The organism is Bacteroides sp. 224, from assembly GCF_010500995.1.
Taxonomy (GTDB): Bacteria; Bacteroidota; Bacteroidia; order Bacteroidales; family Bacteroidaceae; genus Bacteroides.
Genome location: NZ_QVMK01000010.1, coordinates 57751 through 82475, shown reverse-complemented (window position 1 = coordinate 82475; position 24725 = coordinate 57751). Strand labels below are relative to the sequence as shown.

The 24725-nt window shown below is 39.8% G+C and carries 21 protein-coding genes and 2 tRNA genes; 9 read left to right on the top strand and 14 right to left on the bottom strand.

Going from position 1 to position 24725, the window contains the following annotated elements; genetic code table 11:
- Window positions 1–5: 5 nt before the first annotated feature.
- The 5 genes from D0T60_RS06985 to D0T60_RS06965 all read left to right on the top strand — a co-directional run bounded on the left by D0T60_RS06985 (window position 6) and on the right by D0T60_RS06965 (window position 7921).
- Entirely contained in the window at window positions 6–1520 is a 1515-nt protein-coding gene (locus tag D0T60_RS06985; RefSeq protein WP_163217438.1) for a PP2C family serine/threonine-protein phosphatase, read from the top strand.
- Between the two features lie 3 nt (window positions 1521–1523).
- Window positions 1524–3020 (top strand): helix-hairpin-helix domain-containing protein, encoded by a 1497-nt coding sequence (locus D0T60_RS06980; protein WP_163217437.1) that lies wholly within the window; start codon window positions 1524–1526, stop codon window positions 3018–3020.
- 18 nt (window positions 3021–3038) lie between these two features.
- Window positions 3039–3410 carry a TerB family tellurite resistance protein gene (locus D0T60_RS06975; protein ID WP_163217436.1) on the top strand — a complete coding sequence of 124 codons (372 nt, stop codon included), beginning with the start codon at window positions 3039–3041 and terminating at the stop codon, window positions 3408–3410.
- Between the two features lie 290 nt (window positions 3411–3700).
- Window positions 3701–6442, top strand: a complete 2742-nt coding sequence (locus tag D0T60_RS06970) for a calcium-translocating P-type ATPase, PMCA-type (RefSeq protein ID WP_163217435.1) — start codon at window positions 3701–3703, stop codon at window positions 6440–6442.
- A 72-nt stretch (window positions 6443–6514) separates the two neighbouring features.
- Window positions 6515–7921, top strand: coding sequence for an amidophosphoribosyltransferase (locus tag D0T60_RS06965; protein ID WP_163217434.1), 1407 nt, complete (start codon window positions 6515–6517; stop codon window positions 7919–7921).
- Window positions 7922–8045: 124 nt separating this feature from the next.
- Here the strand turns inward: D0T60_RS06965 and D0T60_RS06960 are convergent.
- The 4 genes from D0T60_RS06960 to D0T60_RS06945 all read right to left on the bottom strand — a co-directional run bounded on the left by D0T60_RS06960 (window position 8046) and on the right by D0T60_RS06945 (window position 9517).
- Window positions 8046–8118 (bottom strand) — tRNA-Gly (locus D0T60_RS06960).
- Between the two features lie 10 nt (window positions 8119–8128).
- Window positions 8129–8211 (bottom strand) — tRNA-Tyr (locus D0T60_RS06955).
- A 27-nt stretch (window positions 8212–8238) separates the two neighbouring features.
- Window positions 8239–8733, bottom strand: coding sequence for a 6,7-dimethyl-8-ribityllumazine synthase (ribH, locus tag D0T60_RS06950; protein WP_163217433.1), 495 nt, complete (start codon window positions 8731–8733; stop codon window positions 8239–8241).
- A gap of 100 nt (window positions 8734–8833) precedes the next feature.
- A complete protein-coding gene (locus D0T60_RS06945; RefSeq protein WP_163217432.1) occupies window positions 8834–9517 on the bottom strand; it encodes a hypothetical protein in 684 nt (227 codons plus the stop codon).
- Between the two features lie 352 nt (window positions 9518–9869).
- Between D0T60_RS06945 and recF the strand changes: the two genes are divergently transcribed.
- Together recF and D0T60_RS06935 are read left to right on the top strand one after the other, a co-directional pair.
- On the top strand, window positions 9870–10991 hold the full coding sequence (gene recF, locus D0T60_RS06940; protein ID WP_163217431.1) for a DNA replication/repair protein RecF: 1122 nt from the start codon (window positions 9870–9872) through the stop codon (window positions 10989–10991).
- Window positions 10978–11268: a DUF721 domain-containing protein gene (locus D0T60_RS06935; RefSeq protein WP_163217430.1), complete on the top strand. Its 291-nt coding sequence runs from the start codon at window positions 10978–10980 to the stop codon at window positions 11266–11268. The genes recF and D0T60_RS06935 overlap by 14 nt, the downstream gene beginning before the upstream one ends.
- On the opposite strand, the gene D0T60_RS06930 is transcribed toward D0T60_RS06935, so the two are convergent.
- The 6 genes from D0T60_RS06930 to gap form a co-directional block, all read right to left on the bottom strand.
- Window positions 11261–11812, bottom strand: a complete 552-nt coding sequence (locus D0T60_RS06930; RefSeq protein ID WP_163217429.1) for a 5-formyltetrahydrofolate cyclo-ligase — start codon at window positions 11810–11812, stop codon at window positions 11261–11263. The genes D0T60_RS06935 and D0T60_RS06930 overlap by 8 nt on opposite strands.
- The gene (locus tag D0T60_RS06925; RefSeq protein WP_163217428.1) at window positions 11769–13478 is read right to left on the bottom strand and encodes a S41 family peptidase; all 1710 of its coding nucleotides are present in this window, start codon (window positions 13476–13478) and stop codon (window positions 11769–11771) included. Before D0T60_RS06925 ends, D0T60_RS06930 begins: the two co-directional genes overlap by 44 nt.
- 94 nt (window positions 13479–13572) lie before the next feature.
- The gene (locus tag D0T60_RS06920) at window positions 13573–14010 is read right to left on the bottom strand and encodes a dCMP deaminase family protein (RefSeq protein ID WP_163217427.1); all 438 of its coding nucleotides are present in this window, start codon (window positions 14008–14010) and stop codon (window positions 13573–13575) included.
- Window positions 14011–14015: 5 nt separating this feature from the next.
- Window positions 14016–14528, bottom strand: coding sequence for a DUF4847 family protein (locus D0T60_RS06915; RefSeq protein WP_163217426.1), 513 nt, complete (start codon window positions 14526–14528; stop codon window positions 14016–14018).
- 22 nt (window positions 14529–14550) lie between these two features.
- A complete protein-coding gene (locus D0T60_RS06910) occupies window positions 14551–16614 on the bottom strand; it encodes a M3 family metallopeptidase (protein WP_239059513.1) in 2064 nt (687 codons plus the stop codon).
- Between the two features lie 329 nt (window positions 16615–16943).
- Window positions 16944–17948 (bottom strand): type I glyceraldehyde-3-phosphate dehydrogenase, encoded by a 1005-nt coding sequence (gap, locus tag D0T60_RS06905; protein ID WP_163217424.1) that lies wholly within the window; start codon window positions 17946–17948, stop codon window positions 16944–16946.
- 140 nt (window positions 17949–18088) lie between these two features.
- On the opposite strand from gap, the gene mscL reads away from it, so the two are divergent.
- A complete protein-coding gene (mscL, locus tag D0T60_RS06900) occupies window positions 18089–18529 on the top strand; it encodes a large-conductance mechanosensitive channel protein MscL (RefSeq protein ID WP_163217423.1) in 441 nt (146 codons plus the stop codon).
- 400 nt (window positions 18530–18929) lie between these two features.
- A complete protein-coding gene (guaA, locus tag D0T60_RS06895) occupies window positions 18930–20453 on the top strand; it encodes a glutamine-hydrolyzing GMP synthase (RefSeq protein WP_163217422.1) in 1524 nt (507 codons plus the stop codon).
- A gap of 117 nt (window positions 20454–20570) precedes the next feature.
- Here the strand turns inward: guaA and D0T60_RS18935 are convergent, their stop codons facing one another.
- From D0T60_RS18935 to D0T60_RS06880, 4 genes are all read right to left on the bottom strand, one after another.
- A complete protein-coding gene (locus tag D0T60_RS18935) occupies window positions 20571–20702 on the bottom strand; it encodes a hypothetical protein (RefSeq protein ID WP_255491621.1) in 132 nt (43 codons plus the stop codon).
- Between the two features lie 62 nt (window positions 20703–20764).
- On the bottom strand, window positions 20765–22330 hold the full coding sequence (locus tag D0T60_RS06890) for a PKD-like family lipoprotein (RefSeq protein WP_163217421.1): 1566 nt from the start codon (window positions 22328–22330) through the stop codon (window positions 20765–20767).
- 26 nt (window positions 22331–22356) lie between these two features.
- Window positions 22357–23205 carry a DUF4843 domain-containing protein gene (locus D0T60_RS06885; RefSeq protein ID WP_163217420.1) on the bottom strand — a complete coding sequence of 283 codons (849 nt, stop codon included), beginning with the start codon at window positions 23203–23205 and terminating at the stop codon, window positions 22357–22359.
- Window positions 23206–23233: 28 nt separating this feature from the next.
- Window positions 23234–24721 carry a RagB/SusD family nutrient uptake outer membrane protein gene (locus D0T60_RS06880; protein ID WP_163217419.1) on the bottom strand — a complete coding sequence of 496 codons (1488 nt, stop codon included), beginning with the start codon at window positions 24719–24721 and terminating at the stop codon, window positions 23234–23236.
- Window positions 24722–24725 lie beyond the last annotated feature (4 nt).

Sequence of the window (24725 nt, the reverse complement as noted above, 5' to 3'; positions counted from 1 at the left end):
AAGCTATGAAAGAATACTTACAGCAGATTGGTGTCTCTTTTGATACAGACGAACAGATGCAGGAATTCATCTCCCTTTACGAAGAAAGCATTCATGACTTTATACGGAAAAAGAGAGACGAATTTTTGCAGCAGAATACAGTAACAGAAGAAGAATGCAAAGAAACAAAAGAAGAATGTAAGGAAATGCAAGAAGCGTCGGAAAACTCACAGAAGAAAGGACCTGAGAATTATCAGAAAGAAACCGCTCAGAACGAGGTCTTTAACATGCAACTAAGAAACAAACATATTTCGCTTCCCAACGGGAAAGTAAACCAAGAGTACCGGTTTTTCTTTAATGTGGAGGAGTTGTTACTTGATGTAGGCGAATTTTCTTTTGAAGGACTTTCGGATATCGGACTGAATTATGACCCGGAAACCAAAGAGATAACAGGAATTCCCAATAAGCATGGAGATGCGAAAATAAAACTGAAGTGCAAAAGAAAAGATTGGGAAGAAGGGAAACCGATTTTTGAAAGAGAAATCAATATGATTATCAATCCCGATCCGAAGTCTTTATGGAACAATATTCCAACGGAAACAGATATCGACTACTATAAGCCCGATTATGACAAGGGATTTGTAAAGGTTGAATCGAAAAGAACAAGAGGAATCTTAGGGTTTGGTAAGAAAGAGCTTCCACAGAAAGATATGGTAGCCGCCAGTCAGCGAGGACGTTCTCATGCACACGAAGGAAAACCTCGCGACGATGACTTTGCTTTGTATTTTGATGATGCCAACGAGTGGTATGTAATGACAGTGGCCGATGGCGCCGGCTCGGCACAGTATTCGCGCAAAGGCTCTCAGATAGCATGCAACACTGTGGTTGAGGTATGCAAGGAGTTGATAAACACCCATGCCGAGAGCCTGGAGAAAACAATAACAGTTTTCAATGAAGATAAATCGCAGACCAATCGTAATGAAGTAGGGAAGATACTCTATAACATTATTGGTACAGCGGTTTTTAAATCATATAAGAATATTGAGAAAGAAGCACTCGAAAAAGGTGCTCCTCTGAAAAACTATTCTACCACCCTGATTGTTTCGGTATGCAAGAAGTTCTCATTCGGATGGTTTGTCGGAGCCTTTTGGGTAGGCGACGGAGGAATAGGAATCTATCATAAAGATACACAATATCTTAAAGTGTTGGGAGAAGCCGACGGAGGCGAATTTGCCGGACAGACCCGCTTCCTCACAATGCCCGAAATAATGCAGAATACAGAAATCTATCGCAGGCTTCGGTTTGATGTTGTAGAAGACTTTACTGCGCTGATTCTTATGACAGATGGTGTAACCGATCCTAAGTTTGAAACAGATGCCAATCTTCTTAAGATTGAAAAATGGAACGACCTGTGGGATGATTTATCTGCTGAAGTCGACCTTGTGGACGACAATGAAGAATCGGCCTATCAGTTATTAAGATGGTTGGACTTTTGGTCGCCGGGTAATCATGATGACAGAACAATCGCAATTCTTTTCTAAATTATGGCAAGAACAATTAGAATTACTGCAACAGACGGCTCTACAGTAGAGTATGTAGACGAGATAATTGGGGCAGGCGGAATGAAGGATGTTTATTTCAGTCCGGACAAGTCGTATGTAGTTGCTTTTTTTAGAGACAAGCAAGACTTTAATGCTAAAGACCGCTTACTGAATATAACCGGAATTTATAGAGAACGAATATTTAATGCCGATGGAGGTAACTACTGGAAAGACCTGTATTGCTGGCCTACCAAAGTGGTAGAGCACAATGGCAAGTTGGGCTTGGTATGCCCTACCTATCAGAAGCATTTTTTCTTTTCGATCGGCTCTATCAATAACGATTTCCTGGGAATAAAAGGGAAAGAGAAAGAAGGTAAATGGTATGCTTCGGCAAAGAATCAGAATAAATTTCTGGCTCCTGCAGAAAAAGGCGACTGGTTTAAGTATTTTCAGATATGCATCCGCATTAGTCGGGCTGTGAAACGGCTTCATGCTGCCGGCTTGGCCCATTCCGACTTATCGTATAAAAATGTGCTTATTGACCCCACTTCGGGCAGAGCTGCTATTATTGATATTGATGGGTTGGTGGTTCCGGGTAAATATCCGCCCGATGTGCTTGGTACCCCCGATTTTATTGCACCGGAAGTAATTGCTACCAAACACCTGAAGATAGGAGATGCATCGAGAAAGCTTCCAAGCATTGCTACAGACAGGCATGCCCTGGCTGTGATGATTTATATGTACCTGCTGAACCGTCATCCGCTTCGCGGAGGAAAAGTGTGGGATCTGGACTCAGCTAAAGACGAAGAACTGTCTATGGGAGCCAAAGCCATTTTTGTGGAGCATCCCACCGATCCAACAAACCGAGTAAAGGTAAATCAACTACACCCCAGCTTGTTACCTCAGGGAGATCCCAATAAATTGCCTTATTCAATATGCGGACCTTATTTAAAGGAGTTGTTCAACAGGGCTTTTATAGATGGACTGCAAAACCCATCCTTGCGACCTACTGCCGATGAGTGGGAACAAGCTTTGCTTAAAACAACCGACTTGATGCAGCCTTGTCAGAATCCTCAGTGTGCGCATAAGTGGTTTGTTTTCGATAATACCCGAACCCCCAAGTGTCCTTTCTGTGGAAAAGAGTACAAAGGGCAGCTTCCGGTGTTAAACTTATATTACTCTCCTAAGTTGGGAGTGTTTAAGCCCGAGAACTACAGGTTGATGGTTTACGATAAGCAACTGTTGTATATGTGGCATGTAAACAGGTTAGTTTCTGCCAATGAGAAAACAACGGAGGAGCAAAAGAAACCGGTTGGCGACTTTCATTTCCACAATGGTAAATGGATATTGATAAACAGAAAGTTGCCGGGCTTGTATGATAAAGATTTAGATAAAAAAATAGAGATAGGACAAGCTGTAGAACTGACCGAAGGAAAAAGAATTCTTCTATCAACCGAAGAAGGAGGACGCCTGATTGTTGTACAGTTGGTAAATAACTAAATAAATTGATTTATAAAAATGAAAACATTAGAAGAACTAAAACAATCAATTCTTGAAGACGGAGTTATTGATGCACAAGAAGCAAAACAACTGAAAGAGGTACTTTACGCTGACGGCGTTATTGATAAAGAAGAAGCCGAATTCATATTTGAACTTAATGATGCAGTTTCAGGAAAAGAAAATGACCCGGCTTGGGAAGAATTATTTGTAAGTGTTATCTCAGACTTTTTGTTGAACGACGAAACTTCTCCGGGCGAAATAGATGAAGAAGAGGCTCGTTGGTTACTTCAAAAAATACAAGGAGACGGACAATTGGATAAAATAGAGAAAGCTTTATTGGATAATCTGAAGAAAAAAGCGAAGAAGTATCCAAGTATTCTCGATTTATAATCTTAGCAATCACCCCGAAAGGGGTGAGATGTGCATAACTCTGAAGGGGTAAATGCTTGCAGTTTAATTAATAAGTAGGTATTCAAAATTAATTCATAATATGAGAAAGCCCCCCTCCGCCCTTTGGGCACCTCCCCCTTGCAGGGGAGGAATTCCTGCGGCATCGACTCCTCCCCTGCAAGGGGGAGGTGCCCAAAGGGCGGAGGGGGTAATGATATAAACTAATTATGAACATCTACTTAGATGAATTAATTTTGAATACCTAAATAGCAACTTATACTAAATAAAAAGTGGAAAAAAAACATCACTATTCCGGGTTAACCGATGCAGAAGTATTGGAGAGCCGCAAAAAACATGGAGAGAATATATTAACTCCGCCGGAGAAAGAGTCTTTATGGTCGCAATTCTTAGAAAAGTTTGGAGACCCCATTATTATAATTCTTTTGGTAGCCCTTTGTTTTTCTGTGGGCATATCATGTGTAGAGTATTTCTCTGGACACGGAACTCTTTCCGTATTTTTAGAACCCATAGGGATTCTGGTTGCAGTACTGTTGGCAACCGGTATAGGCTTTTTGTTTGAGTTAAGTGCTAATAAGCGATTCAACATTCTCAATAAAGTGAACGATGACACTTTAGTGAAAGTGATTCGTAACGAAAATATCTGCCAGGTACTTAAGAAAGAAATTGTGGTGGGCGATATCGTTGTTTTAGAAACAGGAGAAGAAATACCGGCCGATGGAGAATTGTTGGAAGCCATCTCTCTCAACCTCGATGAATCGACACTGACCGGAGAACCTGTTTGTGGAAAAACCGTTAACCCCGAAGAGTTTGATAAAGAAGCTACTTATCCTTCCAATCAGGTGATGAAAGGAACCACTGTGATGGAGGGTCATGGTATTATGCGGGTAATAACCGTTGGTGATGCAACAGAATACGGAAAAGTTTACGAAGGCTCGCAAATAGACAACAGTATTAAGACTCCATTGAATGAGCAGTTGGATAAATTAGCCGATCTGATAACAAAAGCCAGTTATATCTTTGCAATTGTTATTTTGGTTGCACGTTTGTGTATCTATAATGGATATGCTGATATCGACTGGTCTACTTGGGAAAGCCTGATTCCTTTTGGTAGCTATCTTCTTCAAACAGTGATGATAGCCGTTACCTTAATAGTTGTGGCTGTTCCGGAAGGTTTGCCTATGAGTGTAACCTTAAGTCTGGCTTTAAGTATGAAGCGTATGCTTTCTACCAACAACCTGGTGCGTAAGATGCATGCTTGCGAAACAATGGGGGCAACCACTGTTATCTGTACAGATAAAACCGGTACATTGACTCAGAACCAGATGAAAGTGTACGAAACCGTATTTTACGGACTGAAAGACAAACAACTCGGAGAGGATAACATAAGCCGGATGCTTAAAGAAGGGATAGCCGTAAACTCAACTGCTTATTTGGATTACTCTGATCCGAGCAAAGTAAGAGCTTTAGGAAACCCAACCGAAGGTGCGCTGTTATTATGGATGCACGATAAAGGAGTAAATTACCTGCCATTACGAGAGGAAATAGAAGTGTTGGAGCAACTGACTTTCTCGACCGAGCGTAAGTACATGGCTACCGTGGTTTATTCGCCTGTTCTTAATAAAAAGGTATTGTATGTAAAAGGTGCGCCCGAAATTGTGCTTTCTATGAGTAAGGACATACAGATGGCCGAAGGCTTGACGCCGCGCGCTACAGAAGAAAGTGCCATTCATTCGCAACTGCTGGCTTACCAGAATCAGGCTATGCGTACATTGGGATTTGCTTATCAGGTATTGGAAGGCGATGTTTCTGCTATTCATGAAAGTACTTTGTTGAATCCGGAACTAACATTCTTGGGAATAGTTGCTATTTCCGATCCGGTTCGTCCTGAAGTGCCCGAAGCAGTAAAAACGTGTCTTAACGCTGGTATCCAGGTTAAAATCGTAACAGGAGATACTCCGGGAACAGCCAAAGAGATAGGAAGACAGATTGGTTTGTGGGAATCGTCAGACTCCGCCGAAAATCATCTTACCGGTCCTGAGTTTGCTGCAATGTCCGACGAGGAGTTAAAGAAACGCGTTTCAGGCTTGAAGATTCTTTCTCGTGCCCGTCCGATGGATAAGCAACGGTTGGTGCAATTGTTGCAAAAAGACGATCAGGTAGTTGCAGTAACAGGCGATGGAACCAATGATGCTCCGGCATTAAATGCAGCTCAGGTAGGTTTGTCGATGGGAGACGGTACTTCTGTAGCCAAAGAAGCAAGTGATATTACTATTCTCGATAATTCGTTTAGTAGTATTTCGCGTGCGGTTATGTGGGGGCGTTCTTTGTATCAAAACATCCAGCGCTTCATACTGTTCCAGATGACAATTAACGTTGCTGCGTGTGTAATTGTGCTGATTGGTGCTTTCTTAGGAACCGAATCTCCTTTAACAGTAACACAAATGCTTTGGGTGAATCTTATTATGGATACGTTTGCTGCTATGGCTCTGGCTTCGTTGCCACCTAACGAAAAGGTGATGAATGATAAGCCTCGTAGAACATCAGACTTTATCATTAGCAAACCGATGGCAAAATTTATTCTGGGAGTAGGATTTACATTCGTAATTCTTTTGTTTGGGTTAATTCAATACTTCCGGCATGCTGATATTGCTTCTTTGTCGCAATTCACCATGAGTGGCTTTTTTGGCAACTTCTTTAACTTTACCAAGGCAGACGGTGGCTTAACTGCTTATGAGCTATCTCTGTTCTTTACCATTTTTGTAATGTTGCAGTTCTGGAATATGTTTAATGCCAAGGCTTTTATGACAGGTAAGTCGGCATTTGCATCTCTTTCTCAATCGAAAGGTTTCCTTCTCATTGCTTTGGTTATTTTGGTAGGGCAGTGGCTGATTGTTACCTTAGGAGGTACTATGTTTAATGTTGTTCCTCTCAGTTGGAGTGACTGGGGTATTATTGTAGGAGCAACTTCAATTGTATTGTGGATTGGAGAGATAATAAGGTTAAAGAAGTAGAACTGATTTTAATACGGTTTTCCATTCTTTTTCGTACTTTTGCACCCATTAGAAATAAAATAAAAAACATACATGGGAGGTTTTTTTGGCACAGTCTCGAAGGCGAGTTGCGTTACCGATTTATTCTATGGTACAGATTACAACTCGCATTTGGGGACTAAACGGGGTGGTCTTGCTACATTCGACAGTGGAAAAGGTTTTATTCGTACCATTCACAATCTGCAAAGTTCATATTTTAGAAGTAAGTTCGAATCGGGATTAGATAAGTTTACAGGAAATTCCGGTATAGGGATCATTAGCGATACAGATGCTCAACCTATTGTTATTAATTCTCATTTGGGCAGATTTGCCATTGTAACAGTAGCAAAGGTTACGAATCTTAATGAACTCGAAGAAGAATTGCTGGCTAAGAATATGCATTTTGCAGAGCTTAGTTCGGGTAGTACAAATCAAACAGAACTTATTGCGCTTCTAATTATTCAAGGAAAGACTTTTGTAGAGGGAATCGAGAATGTGTTTAATAAGATCAAGGGATCTTGTTCCATGCTTATTCTTACAGAAGATGGTATTATTGCTGCTCGCGATAAACTGGGACGTACTCCCATTATTATTGGGAAAAAGGAAAGTGCTTATGGGGTAACCAGTGAATCAAATAGCTTTCCCAATCTTGATTATGAAATTGATCGTTATTTAGGTCCCGGCGAGATTGTAAGATTGCGAGCAGATGGAGTAGAGCAAATGCGCAAGCCTAATGAAGACATGCAAGTGTGTTCATTCTTATGGGTATATTATGGATTTCCAAACTCTTGCTATGAAGGAAGGAACGTAGAGGATGTGCGTAATGTCAGTGGATATAAAATGGGCTGTCAAGATGATACGGAGGTCGATTTAGTTTGTGGTATCCCCGATTCGGGAATAGGGCAGGGTTTAGGCTATGCTCAGGGCATAGGTGTTCCTTATCGTCGTGCCATAACCAAATACACTCCAACCTGGCCGCGAAGCTTTACACCAAGTAAACAAGAACTTCGTGACTTAGTGGCGAAAATGAAGCTTATACCTAATCGTGCTATATTGGAAGGCAAACGAATTATCTTTTGTGACGACTCCATTGTACGTGGAACTCAACTACGGGACAATGTAAAGGTGCTTTTTGAATATGGAGCTAAAGAGGTGCACATGCGTATTGGTTGTCCACCATTAATTTACGGTTGTCCTTTCATTGGCTTTACGGCTTCTAAAACGGATATGGAGCTTATCACCCGTCAGATAATTAAAGACTTAGAAGGAGATGAAAATAAGAATCTGGATAAGTATGCTACTACTAATTCGGCTGAATACAATAAAATGGTGAGTCTTATTGCTGAACGTTTAAAGTTATCCTCATTAAAGTTTAATTCACTTGAGACGCTGATTGAAGCTATTGGATTGCCTAAATGCAAGGTTTGTACACATTGCTTTGATGGATCGAGTAGATTCTAAAAGGTTTAGAAGATAAATATAAAGAAAGGGAGAGTGTGCATTGGGTACACTCTTTTTTTTGATCCTTAGATTCACTGCCATTGGCCATAAAAAAAGAGAACCTGAAATCAGATTCTCTTTGTAGAGCGGAAGACGGGGCTCAAACCCGCGACCCTCAGCTTGGAAGGCTAATGCTCTATCAACTGAGCTACTTCCGCATCTTTTTTGTGGGCAAAGATGGATTCGAACCACCGAAGTCGAAAGACAGCAGATTTACAGTCTGCCCCATTTGGCCACTCTGGTATTTGCCCCTTTTTTAATGCAGTGCAAAGATACGATTAATTTTTAAAACTGCAAGCGAAATCGATCATTTTTATTGCAGTAATTGCACATTCATCTCCTTTGTTTCCTAATTTGCCACCACTTCTGTCTTCAGCCTGTTGCATATCGTTGGTAGTTACCAGTCCGAAGATGACAGGTATATCGCCTGTAGCGTTTAAATCGGTAATTCCTTGGGTTACTCCCATGCAAACGTAATCAAAGTGAGGAGTTTCGCCTTTAATAACGCATCCCAGCACAATAACAGCATCTACATCTGCATATTCAGTCATTTGGTTAGCTGCAAAAGTCAGCTCAAAACTACCTGGCACAAATTTAATGAGAATATTTTCTTCGGTAGCCCCATGCTTTTTCAATGTTTCTACTGCTCCCTTTAATAAATTGCCGGTAATTTTATAATTCCATTCGGATACTACAATACCAAATTTCATTTGCTCAGCGTTAGGTACTGAATCGAAATCATACTCAGATAGATTGTGATAAGCTGTGGCCATGACTCTTTGTTGTTTATAAGTTTAACATAACACAAAGACACAAAGACTCAGAGTTAGTACTCCGTGACTTTGTGTCTCTGTGTTTTATTTTATTCCAAATTTATTTCTTTTGCAATTTAGCTCTCTCGATGTATTTATCGATGTCCATTGCCTGATAAGAATTAAAGTACTTCTCTTTGATTTGAGTATATACTTTTTCAGCATCACCAAATTTTCCTTGTTTTTCGAAAATGCTTCCGGCTTGAATCAGGAAGATTGGACTCAATGTGTTGTTATCTGCTTTTTGAGCAGCTTTCATTAAGTAAGAAGTTGCTTTATCTAATTGTTCCAACTCTGCATAGCAGTTTCCGATAGCTCCTAATATAGAAGGAGCAACCATTATATCTTCTCCTTTAAATGCATCCAATTGTTTGATAGCATTTTCGTGCTGTCCCAGATTTTTATAGCTGATCCCGGCATAAGCTTTGGCTAAATTAGCAGCAGCAGTTCCGCTGTATTGGTCGGCAACGGCCAAGAATCCAATATATCCCAGACTGTCGCCATTGATAGCGGTTTCAAATGCGTCAAGATCAAAATATTCCTGTCCTTTGAAAAGAGCTGCTTGCGCTTTTTCTTCGCGAGGTGCCGAATATAAATTCTTGTATGCCAAAACACCGGCTACAATAAGGATTAACGCAATAACAACGCCGATAATAGCTTTTTGGTTCTTAACAATAAATGTTTCTGATTGTGTAAGTGCATCTTCCACGTTCAAATGTTCTTTGGGATTCTTTTGATCTGCCATTTTATTTATTCTTTTATTATTTCTTAGCTGAATATTTTCGGTCAGCAAAATTAATTGATTTATATATATAAACGAAATTTATAGAGATATTTTTTAGTATAGAGCTTCTCTTGCATTACTTCTCTGGTAGAAAATGCATTGTTTTCCGGTAGCAAATGCATTGCCTTTCGGTAGTAACTCATTGCTTTATGGCGGTAACTTATTACTTTATGGTTTTTGGGGGTTAAGTTTTTTAGTTTGTAGTTTTTTAGGTTTTTAGGTTTTAAGTTTTTAAGTTTGTAGGTTTTTAGGTTATTCTTCAATCCCCCAAAACTCAAGAACCTAAAAAAAACAAGAACTCAAGAACCCAAAAATGATTTTAAAACGCATATCCATACTCAATTATAAAAATCTGGAGCAGGTTGATCTTTCCTTTTCCGGAAACATGAATTGCTTTTTCGGTTTAAACGGAATGGGGAAAACTAATCTGTTGGATGCCATTTACTTTCTCTCTTTTTGCAAAAGTTCCGGTAATCCGATAGACTCTCAGAATATTCTCCATGACCAGGATTTTTTTGTTATTCAGGGCTTTTATGAAATGTCTGATGGTACTCCCGAAGAAATCTATTGCGGAATGAAACGTCGTCAGAAGAAGCAATTCAAGCGTAATAAGAAAGAATACACTCGCTTGTCAGATCATATTGGATTTATCCCTTTAGTTATGGTATCTCCGGCAGATGCGGAACTTATTTCAGGAGGGAGTGATGAGCGGCGAAAATTTATGGATGTGGTGATCTCTCAATATGATAAAGAATACCTCGAAGCTTTAATTCGCTATAATAAAGCCTTGCAACAGCGCAATACTCTATTAAAAAGTGAACAGCCGGTGGAAGATGAGTTATTTCTTGTTTGGGAAGAGATGATGGCACAAGCCGGTGAAGTGGTTTTTATGAAAAGAGAAGCCTTTATTCGTGAGTTTATTCCGATTTTTCAGGAATTCTATGCTTTTATTTCTCAAGATCAGGAACAAGTGTCTCTTTCTTATGAATCGCATGCCCGTGATGCTTCGCTGCTGGAAGTGATTAAAGAAAGTCGTGTACGCGATAAAATTATGGGATACTCTTTACGTGGAATCCATAAAGACGAACTGAATATGTTATTAGGAGATTTTCCAATTAAGCGTGAAGGCTCCCAAGGACAAAACAAAACTTATCTGATAGCATTGAAATTGGCACAATCGGATTTCTTGAAACGTGCCGGCATGGCCGAACCTATTCTGTTGCTCGATGATGTTTTTGATAAGCTGGATGCCTCTCGTGTGGAACAAATCATAAAACTCGTATCCGGTGATAGCTTTGGACAGATTTTTATGACGGATACTAATCGTGAGCATCTGGATAGTATATTAAATAAGGTGGGAAACGATTATAAGATATTTAAGGTAGACCAAGGTGTTATAACGGAAACAAAGGTAAGCAACGATGAAGCGGAATAATGCAGAAAAAATAGGGATGTTAATCAATCAGTATCTCCGGCAGGAAAGCTTGGAGGGACCTTTGAATGAGCGACGTTTATTAAACTCTTGGGGAGAAGTATTAGGTCCTACTATTGCTTCATATACACAAGAACTGTATATCCGAAATCAGACATTATATGTTCATTTAACATCTGCTTCATTAAGACAGGAGTTGATGATGGGACGCGAATTATTAATTCAAAGTTTGAATCAAAAGGTAGGAGCATCAGTTATCACAAATATCATATTTAGATAGATGATTCGCTCTTTCCTGTAATAACTTTATCCATACAAATATCAAATTCTTCGGTGGGTATTTCTTCTATTACTTGGAAAGGAAAACAAATGCCCCATTTAACGGCTGTAAGTTGTGGAAGTAACCTGTCATAATATCCTTTGCCACGACCTAATCTACGTCCTTCTGTATCGAATCCAACCCCGGGAATAATGGCAAGATCTATGGAAGTATAATCTGTGAAAAGAATTCCTGTAGGCTCCAGTATGCCATAAGCACCTGTCTTTAACTCTTCTTTATGAGTATAAACACGCAATTCGAGTTCCTCGCCCACAACCACCGGAAGAATGATTTGTTTAGATTGACTCCATTTTTCTATGAAAGAATGGGTGTATACCTCATCTTTCATAGAATAATAGAGTAGTATTATTTGCGCCTGTTGAAATACCGGGTGCTCTTCTACAGACAGCAGGATTTCTTCGGACAATTCTTTCAGTATAGCAGCGCTATACTTGGCTTTTCTACTCAATATCAGTTTTCGCAGCTCCTTCTTCCTGGTTTTCATTCGTTGTTTCTGCTACGAGAGTTTCCGGCTTTTCCGGAACTTCAGGGGCTTTCGGGAATGCTTCATCGTTTCTTAATAATTCGAGCGCTTTATGAACTGTAATGTCACTCTCATTATAATATTTGATGTAAGCTTCTTGTCCCAGCATATTGTAAATGATGTTGCCGTAAATGCTTCTCTCAAGATGTTTATACGATTTGTGAATCAGGATATTGCGCCTTTTCACGCCTTTATTTTCCGCATATCTTACGAATTGTTCAATCAGCCCTTGTGTGCGAAGGTAATTCAAAAGCGATTCTTGATCTTCAAAATCTTTCAGCTTGGCACGATTGCGATCTGTATATTGGAATGTAAATGTAAGGTTCAATCCTTTGCCCAATACGGCGCTAAGGTATGAGGAAGCACCAATCGTATCTTGCGGCACAAAAATATCCGGCATGATTCCACCTCCACCATATACAGGTCTACCCAATCCGGTGTAATAAAGTTGTTCTTTGTTCAGCTTAATACTGTCTTCCGAGAAGAATTCTCCATGCTCATAGCGATGATACAGATCCATCTCGTAATTGGCGTCTTTTCCGTTTTCGTATGGTCTTTGAATGGAACGCCCGGACGGAGTGTAATACCTGGCTACGGTTAATCGGATGGCTGATCCGTCACTGAATTCGATAGGTTGTTGCACTAATCCTTTTCCAAAAGAACGACGTCCTACAATTATACCTCGGTCATTATCCTGAATAGCTCCTGCAAAGATTTCACTGGCCGAAGCAGAACCTTCGTCTACCAATACTACCAAAGGTAACTTTTGACAACTTCCGGTACCGTTGGCAAATTCATTTAAACGAGGGTAATTACGTCCTTCTGTATATACAATCAATTTTCCTTCCGAAAGGAATTCATTAACCATTCGGGTAGCAGCTTCCATGTAACCACCTGTGTTTCTGCGCAGGTCGATAACCACTCCTTTGCAGCTTTGATGATTCAATTTAGCCAATGCATTGAGCAACTCCAGGTGTGTAGTACGACCAAATTTGCTGATTTGAATATATCCGAACTCATTATCAACCATGTAAGCGGCGTCTATGGTATGTTGAGGTATGTCACCACGGATGATGGTAAAGTGAACCAATTCCTTTTCTGTGGCACGCTTCACCCCTAACTTTACTTCTGTACCTTTAGGCCCCTTCAGCGTACGCATGGCTATTTCATTCGTAAGCTTTTTACCAGCGAAAAGACTGTCATCTACTGTCACGATGCGGTCTCCGGCCATAAGTCCCACCTTCTCAGAAGGTCCTCCGGCAATCACACTATTCACATGAATCGTGTCTTCCTGAATGGTAAACTGAATACCAATACCACTAAAGCTACCTTCCAGTTCGGAGGTCACTGCTTCCAAATCTTTGGCAGGAATATAGGTGGAATGTGGGTCTAGTTCTCCTAATATTTGCGGCATGGCCTCTTCTACCAGCTTGGTCATGTCTACAGTATCCACATACTGATCATCTATGATACGCAATAAGGTCGTTAACTTATTGGATGAGTTATTGATAATACCCAATCGGTTTCCGGCAAAATGCCTCGCATAGAATGTTCCGATCAGTATTCCCATTACCACACTCAAAGCAATAATAATAGGTGTAAAACGAAAGTTCTTTTTTGCACTCATTTTCTCAATTAAAAGAATTTTAATTGAGAGTTGAAAGTTGAGAGTTGAGAGTTGAGAGTCACCATGCGGCATCGTAACTCTCAACTCTCAACTCTCAACTCTCAACTCTCTCAATGTATACTACTTCAATATTTGCTCTTTTTAATAAATTTATGCCATCTTCCAATCGGTATTTTTCGGAATAAACAACCCGTCTGATGCCAGCTTGTATAATTAGTTTGGCGCATTCAATACAAGGCGAAGCAGTTACATACAAAGTGGCTCCGTCGCTACTGTTATTTGAGCGGGCTATCTTGGTAATGGCATTGGCTTCGGCATGCAATACGTATGGCTTGGTAATGTTATTATCGTCTTCACATATATTCTCGAATCCCGAAGGAGTACCATTGTAGCCGTCGGAGATAATCATTTTATCCTTTACAATCAGCGCGCCTACTTTGCGACGTTGACAATAAGAGTTTTCTGCCCAGATGGCAGCCATGCGGATATAACGTTTATCCAATAATTCTTGTTTGTCTGGTGTGTTCTCCATCTTAGTTATTTAACATGGAAGAGGATAAATCTTTCGCTTGATCCGATGGTGAAATAAATCCTCAGGTTGTCATAATCACCCTCATATTTATGGGCATTTCTCAATCCTTCAATGAAAGCATTTCCTAATGCATCATTATCAGTCGTTTCTTTGGGGGTAGCGAAAAAACTATTGTTGCCACCATTAGCAGCCCAATTTCCGGACAAATTTGTGTTGGTAGCACGTCCGGTAAATAGCCCCTTTATGGTTTTATCGGAAACGGACCCCTCAAATATGATGTTGAAATTTCCTGGTTCCTCCAATAATTTCATAGAAGCATTGAATGAGGCTTCATTGCTCCAATAACCTTTATAAGGGTCTTTTACGCTCCCTTTCTCATAGATGCCGGTCATCTTCCATGTTTTTCCGGTGAAGATTCCTGCTACATCATCTTCGTCGTCGCAACTACCAAGAAAGGGGAGGGCCAGACTCAAAAGGAGAATTATGAATTTTGAATGATGAGCGCTAATCTTGTTCATACCTTTGAATTTTAATGGTGAATTATTTAATTCCATTTCTTATAAGTAACGCATCGATGGTAGGTTCTTGTCCTCGGAATCGTTTGTATAATACCATTGGGTCTTCCGTACCACCTTTCGAAAGAATATTCTCTCTGAAAGAGGTAGCTGTAGCCTGGTTGAATATGCCTTTTTGCTTAAATAAAGAGAAAGCATCTGCGTCCAACACTTCAGCCCATTTATAACTGTAGTATCCGGCAGCATACCCCCCTGCAAATATATGAGAGAATTGTGTGCTCATGCTTGTTTCTTCTACAATCGGTAATAATTGTGTGGAAGCTTGTGCTTCTCTTTCATACGTTTTAATGTCACCATCGAATTTCGTATCACGGGTATACCATGCCATGTCTAAAAGACCAAAGCTTAATTGACGAAGACAGCCGTATGCAATGTTGAAATTAGAGGAAGCTACAATACGCTGAATCAGTTCTTCCGGAATAGACTCCCCTGTTTCGTAATGAACAGCGAATGTGTTCAGGAATTCTTTCTCATCCATGTAGTTTTCCATAAATTGCGAGGGAAGCTCTACAAAATCCCAATATACATTGGTACCACTCATGCTTTCGTAAGTAGTATTGGCAAAGATACCATGTAAGCCATGTCCAAACTCATGTAGGAAAGTTCTCACTTCCATGTAAGTCAGCAGTGCTGGTTTGTCGTCTGTCGGCTTACTGAAATTCATGACAAGCATTATATGTGGGCGACTATTCTCTCCTGTTTTTTCATCGATCCATTGGTCTTTGATACCACTCATCCAGGCACCTGCGCGTTTTCCCGGGCGTGGATGGAAGTCGGTATACAATACAGCAAGGAAACTTCCGTCTTTATCAAATACTTCATAAGCGTCCACATCTTTGTGATATACCTGAATTTCCGGATTCTTTTTGAAAGTAATACCATATAAACGAGTTGCCAATCCAAATACGCCTTCTTTAACCTTGCTTAGTTCAAAGTAAGGTCGAAGTAGTTCTTCGTTGAAATTATAATCCCGTTCTTTTAATTTGTTGGAATAATAGCCCCAATCCCAAGGCATCAATTTGAATTTGCTGCCTTCTTGTTCCTTAGCCAGATTTTCTACAGCTTGTACTTCTTGTTTGGCAGCAGGGGCATAAGCATCTAATAATTGATTCAGTAAATTATAAACTGCTCCACTGTTACCGGCCATACGCTTTTGAAGCACATATTCCGCATAACTTTCAAAACCAAGGAGTTGAGCAATCTCCATTTGTATGTTGACAATATCTTTAATGATCTGCTCATTATTATATTCATTGGCATGAGTACCTTTTGTGTTAAATGCCATGTAGAGTTCTTTACGAAGTTCTCTGTTATCGGCATATTGCATAAAAGGTATGTATACCGGGGCATCCAGTGTGAACACCCAGCCTTCTATTCCTTTTTCTTTTGCAGTTTGTGAGGCGGCTGCTATGGTACTTCCCGGTAAACCGGCTAATTGAGTGCTGTCGGTAATAACAAGCTGGTAGTCGTTACTTTCTTTCAGGTTGTTTTCGCCGAATTGCAATCCCAATAAACTAAGCTTTTGTGTCAGTTCCCGATATTTATTTTTAGCTTCGCCTTCTAAATTAGCTCCGCGACGAATAAAATTATTATAGGTGTTATTCAACAGTCTTTTCTGTTCCGACGTTAGTCGAAGCGTGTCCTGTAAATCATACACTGATTTAATACGAGCAAATAATTTTTCGTTTAGATTGATGTTATTGCTGTGTTCGCTTAATAAAGGAATTACTTTTTGAGCAATAGCCTGCAACTCATCGTTTGTTTCTGCGCTGCGCATATTTCCGAATACACTACCTACCCGGTCTAATAATTCGCCCGATTGTTCCAGAGCTAAGATTGTGTTTTCAAAAGTTGGAGTTTCGGGGTTGGTTATGATGGCTTCTATCTCTGCTTCTTGTCTGTGCATGCCTTCCATCATAGCAGGTTCGTAATGTTCTGTTTTAATCTTTTCGAATGGCACAGTGCCATGAGGAGTATTATACTTTTCGAGAAACGGATTCTGTGAAGTTTGATTGCAAGCTATATTCATAATAATGCACAATGAAATCAATGATAGTTTTAATAATCTCATAATTTGTAAGTTATAGTAATAACTTTAGTTGTTGTAAATCGCAAAAGTAGTAAATTCAATTTAGAATTTAGAATTAAGGATTTAGAATTAAGGATTTAAACAAAGATAAATCTGGATTTTCACAAATATTTTATAAAACGATAAATGTTTTCACCACAGAGGGGATGCAGAGGATGGTGGTTTTAAATTAAACCTCTGTGTTCTCTGTGCCCTCTGTGGTGAAAATGATATAAAAAAAGCCGCCCCGGTTTACGGAACGGCTTTTAAAGCTATGGTAGTTATTTTAATTATCCGTTAACTTTTGCCATGTAAGCAACAAGTTCAAGAACTTTGTTTGAGTAACCCCATTCGTTGTCATACCAAGATACAACTTTCACGAAAGAAGGAGTCAATTGGATACCTGCTTTTGCGTCGAAGATTGAAGTACGAGCATCGCCGATGAAGTCAGAAGATACAACTTCGTCTTCAGTATAACCAAGGATACCTTTCAATTCGTTTTCTGAAGCAGCTTTCATAGCAGCACAGATTTCTGCGTAAGAAGTTTCTTTAGCTAAGTTTACAGTCAAGTCAACTACAGATACGTCCAAAGTAGGAACGCGGAATGCCATACCTGTTAATTTACCGTTCAACTCAGGAATTACTTTACCTACAGCTTTAGCAGCACCAGTAGAAGAAGGGATAATGTTACCTGCAGCAGCACGTCCACCTCTCCAGTCTTTAGCAGAAGGACCGTCTACAGTTTTTTGAGTAGCGGTAGTAGCGTGAACTGTAGTCATCAAACCGTCTTTGATACCGAACTTGTCGTTCAATACTTTAGCGATAGGAGCCAAACAGTTGGTAGTACAAGAAGCGTTAGATACGAATTGAGTACCTTTCTTGTAAGAATCCAAGTTAACACCACATACGAACATTGGAGTGTCGTCTTTTGAAGGAGCTGACATTACAACGTATTTTGCACCGGCTTCGATGTGAGCTTGTGCTTTATCTTTAGAAAGGAACAAACCGGTAGATTCTACTACGTATTCTGCACCTACTTCATTCCATTTCAAATCAGCAGGATTTCTTTCAGCTGTTACGCGGATAGCTTTGCCGTTTACAATAAGTTTACCATCTTTAGCTTCAGCAGTACCGTTAAAACGACCGTGGATAGTGTCATACTTCAACATATAAACCATGTAATCTACATCGATTAGGTCATTGATACCTACAATTTCAATGTCATTTCTTGTTTGAGCAGCGCGGAAAACAAGACGTCCGATACGGCCAAATCCGTTAATACCTACTTTAATCATTTTGTTTTAAACTTTTAAGGGTTTTATAATGTTAGTTATCAATATGTAGAAAACTGCATATTCTTTTCTCTGAAAAACAGCGCAAAGGTACAAATTTGTTTTTATATTCGCGTTCAAATCATATAAATTATATAAAAAACATGGGAAAAAGCAGTTTGTTACAAGAGTTTAAGACCTTCGCAATGAAGGGTAATGTTATTGACATGGCAGTGGGTGTAGTTATTGGCGGTGCATTTGGAAAAATAGTTTCGTCGGTAGTGTCGGATATTATTATGCCTCCAATCGGACTGTTGGTAGGTGGTGTAAACTTCACAGAATTGAAGTGGGTAATGAAGCCTGCCGAGCTGGGTGCCGACGGAACAGAGCTTGCCGCTGCCGTTACATTGAACTATGGAAACTTCCTACAGATTACCTTCGATTTCATTATTATAGCCTTTGCTATTTTTATGTTTATCAAGTTAATGAATAATCTCTCAAGAAAGAAGGAAGAAGAAAAGGCCGTTGCTCCTCCTGCGCCTCCTGCACCAACAAAAGAAGAGGTATTGCTAACGGAAATCAGAGATTTGCTGAAAGAGAAATAATAATGGTTAGGGAAAGGAGGATTTTTTCACCGCAGATTAACACAGATTTTCACAGATTAAATTATTTCACGACAAAATCAAAGAATACATTTTTTAGTCTGGATTATTCATACTCGGAATACTTTATTAGCACCCCCCAGTCGCTTCGCTTCACTGGGGGTTATTCAAAGTTCAACGCCGCAGGCGTTGTGAATGCGCGACTTAATATAAAGTATGCGCTTTAGAATTTTGTTTCAGTTCCACGATTAATCTGTGGAAATCTGTGTTAATCTGTGGTGAATTCCCTCAAACCCTCCTTTCCCGAACTTTCAAAAGCGATAATTATTAATCCATAATTCAAAATTCTTAATTAATATTGTATTTTTGTACCCAAATTCAATTACATCCTTTATTTTATCTTATGCAAGAAAAAATTATAATCCTTGATTTTGGTTCACAAACCACACAGTTGATTGGGCGTAGAGTGCGTGAACTCAATACCTATTGCGAGATTGTACCTTATAACAAGTTTCCTTATGGCGATGAAACAGTCAAGGGAGTAATTCTTTCCGGAAGCCCATTCTCTGTTTACGACGAGAAAGCTTTTAAAGTAGACTTGAGCGAGATACGTGGTAAATACCCTATTTTAGGTATTTGCTATGGTGCACAGTATATAGCCTATACAAATGGCGGAACAGTGGAACCTGCCGAAACACGCGAATATGGTCGTGCCCATCTGGCTTCTTTCTGCAAAGAGAATGCATTGCTCAAAGGAGTGAAAGATAATTCGCAGGTGTGGATGAGTCATGGCGATACAATAACCTCGATTCCTGCCAATTTCAAAACCATTGCTTCTACCGATAAAGTAGCCGTTGCCGCTTATCAGGTAGAAAACGAACAAGTATGGGGCGTACAATTTCACCCGGAAGTATTTCATAGCGAAGACGGCACACAGCTGTTAGAGAATTTTATAGTCAACATCTGTCACTGCAAGCAAAACTGGTCTCCGGCCTCATTTGTTGAAAGCACAGTAGCCGAATTGAAACAACAATTGGGCAATGACAAAGTAGTACTTGCATTAAGCGGTGGGGTAGACTCATCCGTAGTGGGCGTACTGTTAAATAAAGCCATTGGCAAGAACCTGACCTGTGTATTTGTAGATCATGGCTTATTGCGCAAAAATGAATTCCGCAATGTACTGAAAGACTATGAATGTTTGGGCCTGAACGTGATTGGTGTAGATGCCAGCGATAAATTCTACAAAGAACTGGCCGGTGTAACCGATCCCGAGAAGAAACGCAAAATAATAGGCAAAGGATTCATTGACGTATTCGATGAAGAAGCGCATAAACTGAAAGACGTAAAATGGTTGGCACAAGGAACCATCTACCCTGATATTATCGAATCGCTCTCTATCACCGGTACAGTTATCAAAAGCCACCACAACGTAGGCGGACTGCCCGAAAAGATGAACCTGAAACTATGCGAACCTTTACGTCTGTTGTTTAAAGATGAAGTGCGCCGTGTAGGTCGCGAATTGGGTATGCCCGAGCACCTGATTACTCGCCATCCATTCCCCGGTCCGGGATTGGGAGTACGCATCTTGGGCGATATTACCCCCGAGAAAGTTCGTATCCTGCAAGATGCCGACGATATCTTTATTCAAGGTCTGCGCGATTGGGGACTATACGATAAAGTATGGCAAGCCGGTGTGATTCTCCTTCCCGTACAATCGGTAGGCGTTATGGGCGATGAACGTACGTACGAGAATGCCGTAGCCTTACGCTCTGTAACCTCTACAGATGCCATGACTGCCGACTGGGCGCATCTGCCTTATGAATTCCTGGGTAAAATTTCCAACGATATTATTAATAAGGTGAAAGGCGTAAACCGCGTAACTTATGATATAAGCTCGAAGCCACCGGCAACGATCGAGTGGGAATAAGGAGATATTCCTCTTTCATACAAAATAAAATTAGCCTCAATCGTAAAAACGTTGAGGCTAATTTGTTAAAAAAATACAGTGTTTTTAATCTAAAGCTCGGTTCGCTAACCTATTTTTTTAATGCGTTATCCAGTACGGCACCGATCCTTCTTGTTCACCATTTCTGATAGCGAACAATTTTATATCTTTCAGTTCGCCTCTATCCCAAATTCCTTCAATAACAGAAAGCGTTTGAGCTGCAATACTCATAGGCAAAGCGCCTATCAGTATTGCAAATGTTAAAAGGTGTTTCTTTATTTTTGAGTTTATGATTATCCCCACCAGTAACACATCTTTTTAACATTACCCAATCCGGAGAATTTATCTATCAACTTCAATTCAGAACCTACTTCGCCCGGATTCAGCATATAAACCGTACCACCTTTTTCAGCACTGTAGGTTACCACATAGAAACAGGTTTGCAATACACCCGATCCGTTGTTTTCGGCCCAGATAAATGAAATAGGATCTTCAATAGTTACAGGGTTGTTGTCGGCATCTTTGATGGTTGGTTGAGTCCAGCCCGGATCAGCAACAGTAGTGGTTTGGCTTTCTACGTATGTGTGTAGTGTCTTTCCTACTGCTGCATACAAATAACCTTTTTGGGAAGAAATATACCAATGATCTACTTCTCCTAAATCTTTAGTACCAACCAATACTTTAGGTGTTCTAACCGGATTGGGGTAGTATGGCTCGAAAAACGAATTTCTCTTAGCTTCATAGTCAAGTCTCCAATACGTGTTTTTGACATCTTTTACAATTGCAGTTAACGCACGCGATGCATCGGCAGAACCTCCCATGTACAGAACACTCTCAAATTTTTCCGAAACATTGGGTGATAAAGAATTGAGCAGCTTGTTTGAGTTAGCCCCCATACCAGTGAATTCAAAATTGGCCCACAAAAGTTTATTGTTCGTATCATCCCACAAAAGAGCACATCTTTGATTGTAATATGCGCCAAGCATTGGAGCCAGTTTTATCTGCTCCATCGTTTCTGTCAGATAATTTTTGGTCGGAATAAAAGTAGCTCCATTTAACACATTTAATTCTCCGGTTGGAGTGAAACAGTAGAAATTGGTGCTACTGATGCTGACACCAGTTCCTCCTAAACGAACGATTTGCTCAAATGTATCCGTTGTTTTTGGGAAAAGAATATATTCAAGTGTGCTTTTTTCGGAAAAATCAAATCCAGGAGAAGTTAACCATCCCATTCCGGACCCACTGGCAATATATATTTTTTTCTCTTTAGCGTGGTATTCGATAGCTTTTGCACCCCCTGCTGTGAATGGAAAACCTGTAGAACTTAAATATCCGGGTATGTTATTGTAAAGCACATCATCATTTTCATCCCAACCATAAAATTCCAAATCAACAGTTCCGGAAGGGTCTTCTGTCAGGAGTAGATAAGTCCGTTTATAGGTATCTGTGACTTGTAGCTTAAAATCTGCAATAAATATCCGATTATCTTTTTTATTGGTAGCTCTTACTCGCATCGTGCCATATCCGCTACTAACAGGCAATAAAATAGACTCGTCAATATTGTATTTATTGCTTACATGAATCATGTCACTGAAATAGTGAGCACTTTCCGGCATGTACTCCCAAACGTATTCATAGTCGTCGTGGTTAATTTCAATAGGAGTATCAGTATTCTTATCAACGAATATGGGTTCCACTTGCAGTTCTTTTAAGCGTTTTACGGCAATGGAATCCTTTTCGAACGTGATGCCTATGTTGGGAATCCAATCATAGTCATAGTTTCCTTTGTCTTCTGTGCAGGAAAAAAATGCCCCTGCTGCGAAGAATATAGCTAATAATAGTTGTTTTACTAATTTCATACTGTTTGTTTTATTTAAAAAACGGTTTAATTATTTTGATTACCTTTCCATCCATCGGCATCTGGGAAAATCGTAGGGATAGTTACTGCTGGAATTCCCATTTGCCCACCTATAATAGTCATATATCCTCGGTCCGAATCTTTGTGCAGATCTTTAATCGCAGTATCTTTTCCTGTTGCTATGCGGCTATTTAAGTAATTGGCAAAAACAATGCAATAATTATTAAAATTTACAGACACAGATTTAGGGTCAGTTTTATCACTTAGCCAATTTTCGATGGTTATCCCACAAATGCGGTTTAGCTCGTTGAATTTTTCTATAGACCAATATCCTATTATGAATTCTCTCATACTCCAAAGTGGTGGAGTATCTAATTCGGCAAGAAACTTAACGCGGAAATGTTGGCGAGATATTGTATCTTGTTTATGATACACCACTGGAAGGTCGTTGGTGAAGTTTTCATTAGGCTCAAGAGTGAAATCTAAGGTGTATGTATTACCTTCTAACTCGGCTGTTTTGAAAAGCTTTACTGCAATTTCGGCTGTACTTTTTCCGGCTGGCATAATTTGCTCACGTTCAACGGAGTAGTCAACCCCCAATGTTGCATTTTCCGATTTTACATCTACAATAAAAGTACGATCTTCGTTGGGAATCATTCCCCCGGCTTTTACTTTAATGTATAATGTAGTTTCTTCTACTCCCGGGTTGAAAAAGAAGTTGTAAGTTTGCAGTGTATCCCAAACTACAACGGTGTTGACTTTATCGTCACTGAAATAGATGAAGTTTCTTCCATCGTATGTTTTAATCTCGTCTTCAGAACAAGCTATAAAAGCAAACGAGGCTGCGAGTATAAAAAAGGGTATTATTTTTTTCATGTTATTTTCGCTTATTGATGAATAATTATTATTCTCTATCTCTATAGTCGGTTTCTACTTCTGGAAGTGGTGGTACAAACTTGCCACGATCCATATTAACCGATGTGTTGTTGCTGTCATGAAGCTTCAAATCCTTACGTTTTGCATAGAAGAAGTATTGGCCTTCACCAAAAGTTTCTTTCTCAAACTCAAGGTCGATAAGTGCATTTAGCTCAACATCAGCCAAATCGGCGGCATTTCCCGGATCATAACCTTTACCACTACGTAGCTTATCAATCCATTCTCTTTTTTCTTCAGTGGTAGGAGCTGTTTCCGCAGCAATCAGATATAACTCGCCCACACGCATCATGCTTTGTCTTTCTGAAATGTAAGGGTTAGATGTTGTAGCTGTCTGAACTGCAAGACGGTTGAATAAGTAATGGTTCTTAACTCCGTCAAATGACCACATTCTAGAACGAAGACCCGGATCGAGTCCACCCGGCGAAGCTGCGCCATATAAGTAGTCATAAGCTTTTTGTCCACCACCCAATATCTTTAAAGCATCCAAATCGGCACTGAAATATTTCTTGTAAACATCATTACGGTTGGTGTTATGAATAGCAAATATTAGTTCGTCGAAAAAAACATAATCTGTTATTATTTCTGTTCCTTTTTGTTTAACCAAAGGAAACTCTTCGGTAAACTTCGTTTCCTTCGAAGTGTTTCCGGGAACCATATTATTTAGCATAGTAGATGCTATATTATAGGCGGTTGCCTTACTGCTTTCATCTCCTTTGTAAAGACACAAACGGGCTTTTAATAAATATGCCGCATAATAGTTCATACGGTAGTTGCGATAAGTTTTAAAAAAAGCAACTTTATCATTTGCCGAATTTGATTTTTTTCCATCCTGAATGATTGGGTCATTTTTTAGAAAATTTATAGCTTGATCAATATCTACCAGCAAAGAGTCGACCATAGCCGCTCCGGTTAGAATAGGTTTAGGGTTGTCGGTCGATTCGGTATAGTAAGGCACAGAACTTCTTTCTTTTTCCGCATCCATAGGACCGAATAAGCGTAACATATCAAAATGTACTAAAGTACGAATAGCTAGTGCTTCTCCGTAATAAATATTGAATTTTTCGGTTTCATATTGGTCTTGACCTTGCTTTATAGTGCTTAGAAAGTCGTTGCAACCAGCAATCAACTTATACGCATCTTTAAATGAATTAGCAAATAAAGTTTTAGAGTTATCGGCCGTATAATCAAATCTATTTAGATAATAATACTCATAAGCTACTTCTGTGGGTACAACGTAATGTTGAGCCATCACCTCGAGCATACCACAACTCATGTTTAAACCATAGAGATTGTTGCTTGCCAAACTTACGTACAGTCCGTTAAGTGCCTCATTGGTGGTTACTTCGTTGGGGAATATTTTTTCTTTCTCTAACCGGTCGTATGGGGTAATCTCTAACCAGTCCTGGCATGAAGCGAAAGCCAATGAGATCAATAGCGATAATATTATTTTTTTCATGTCT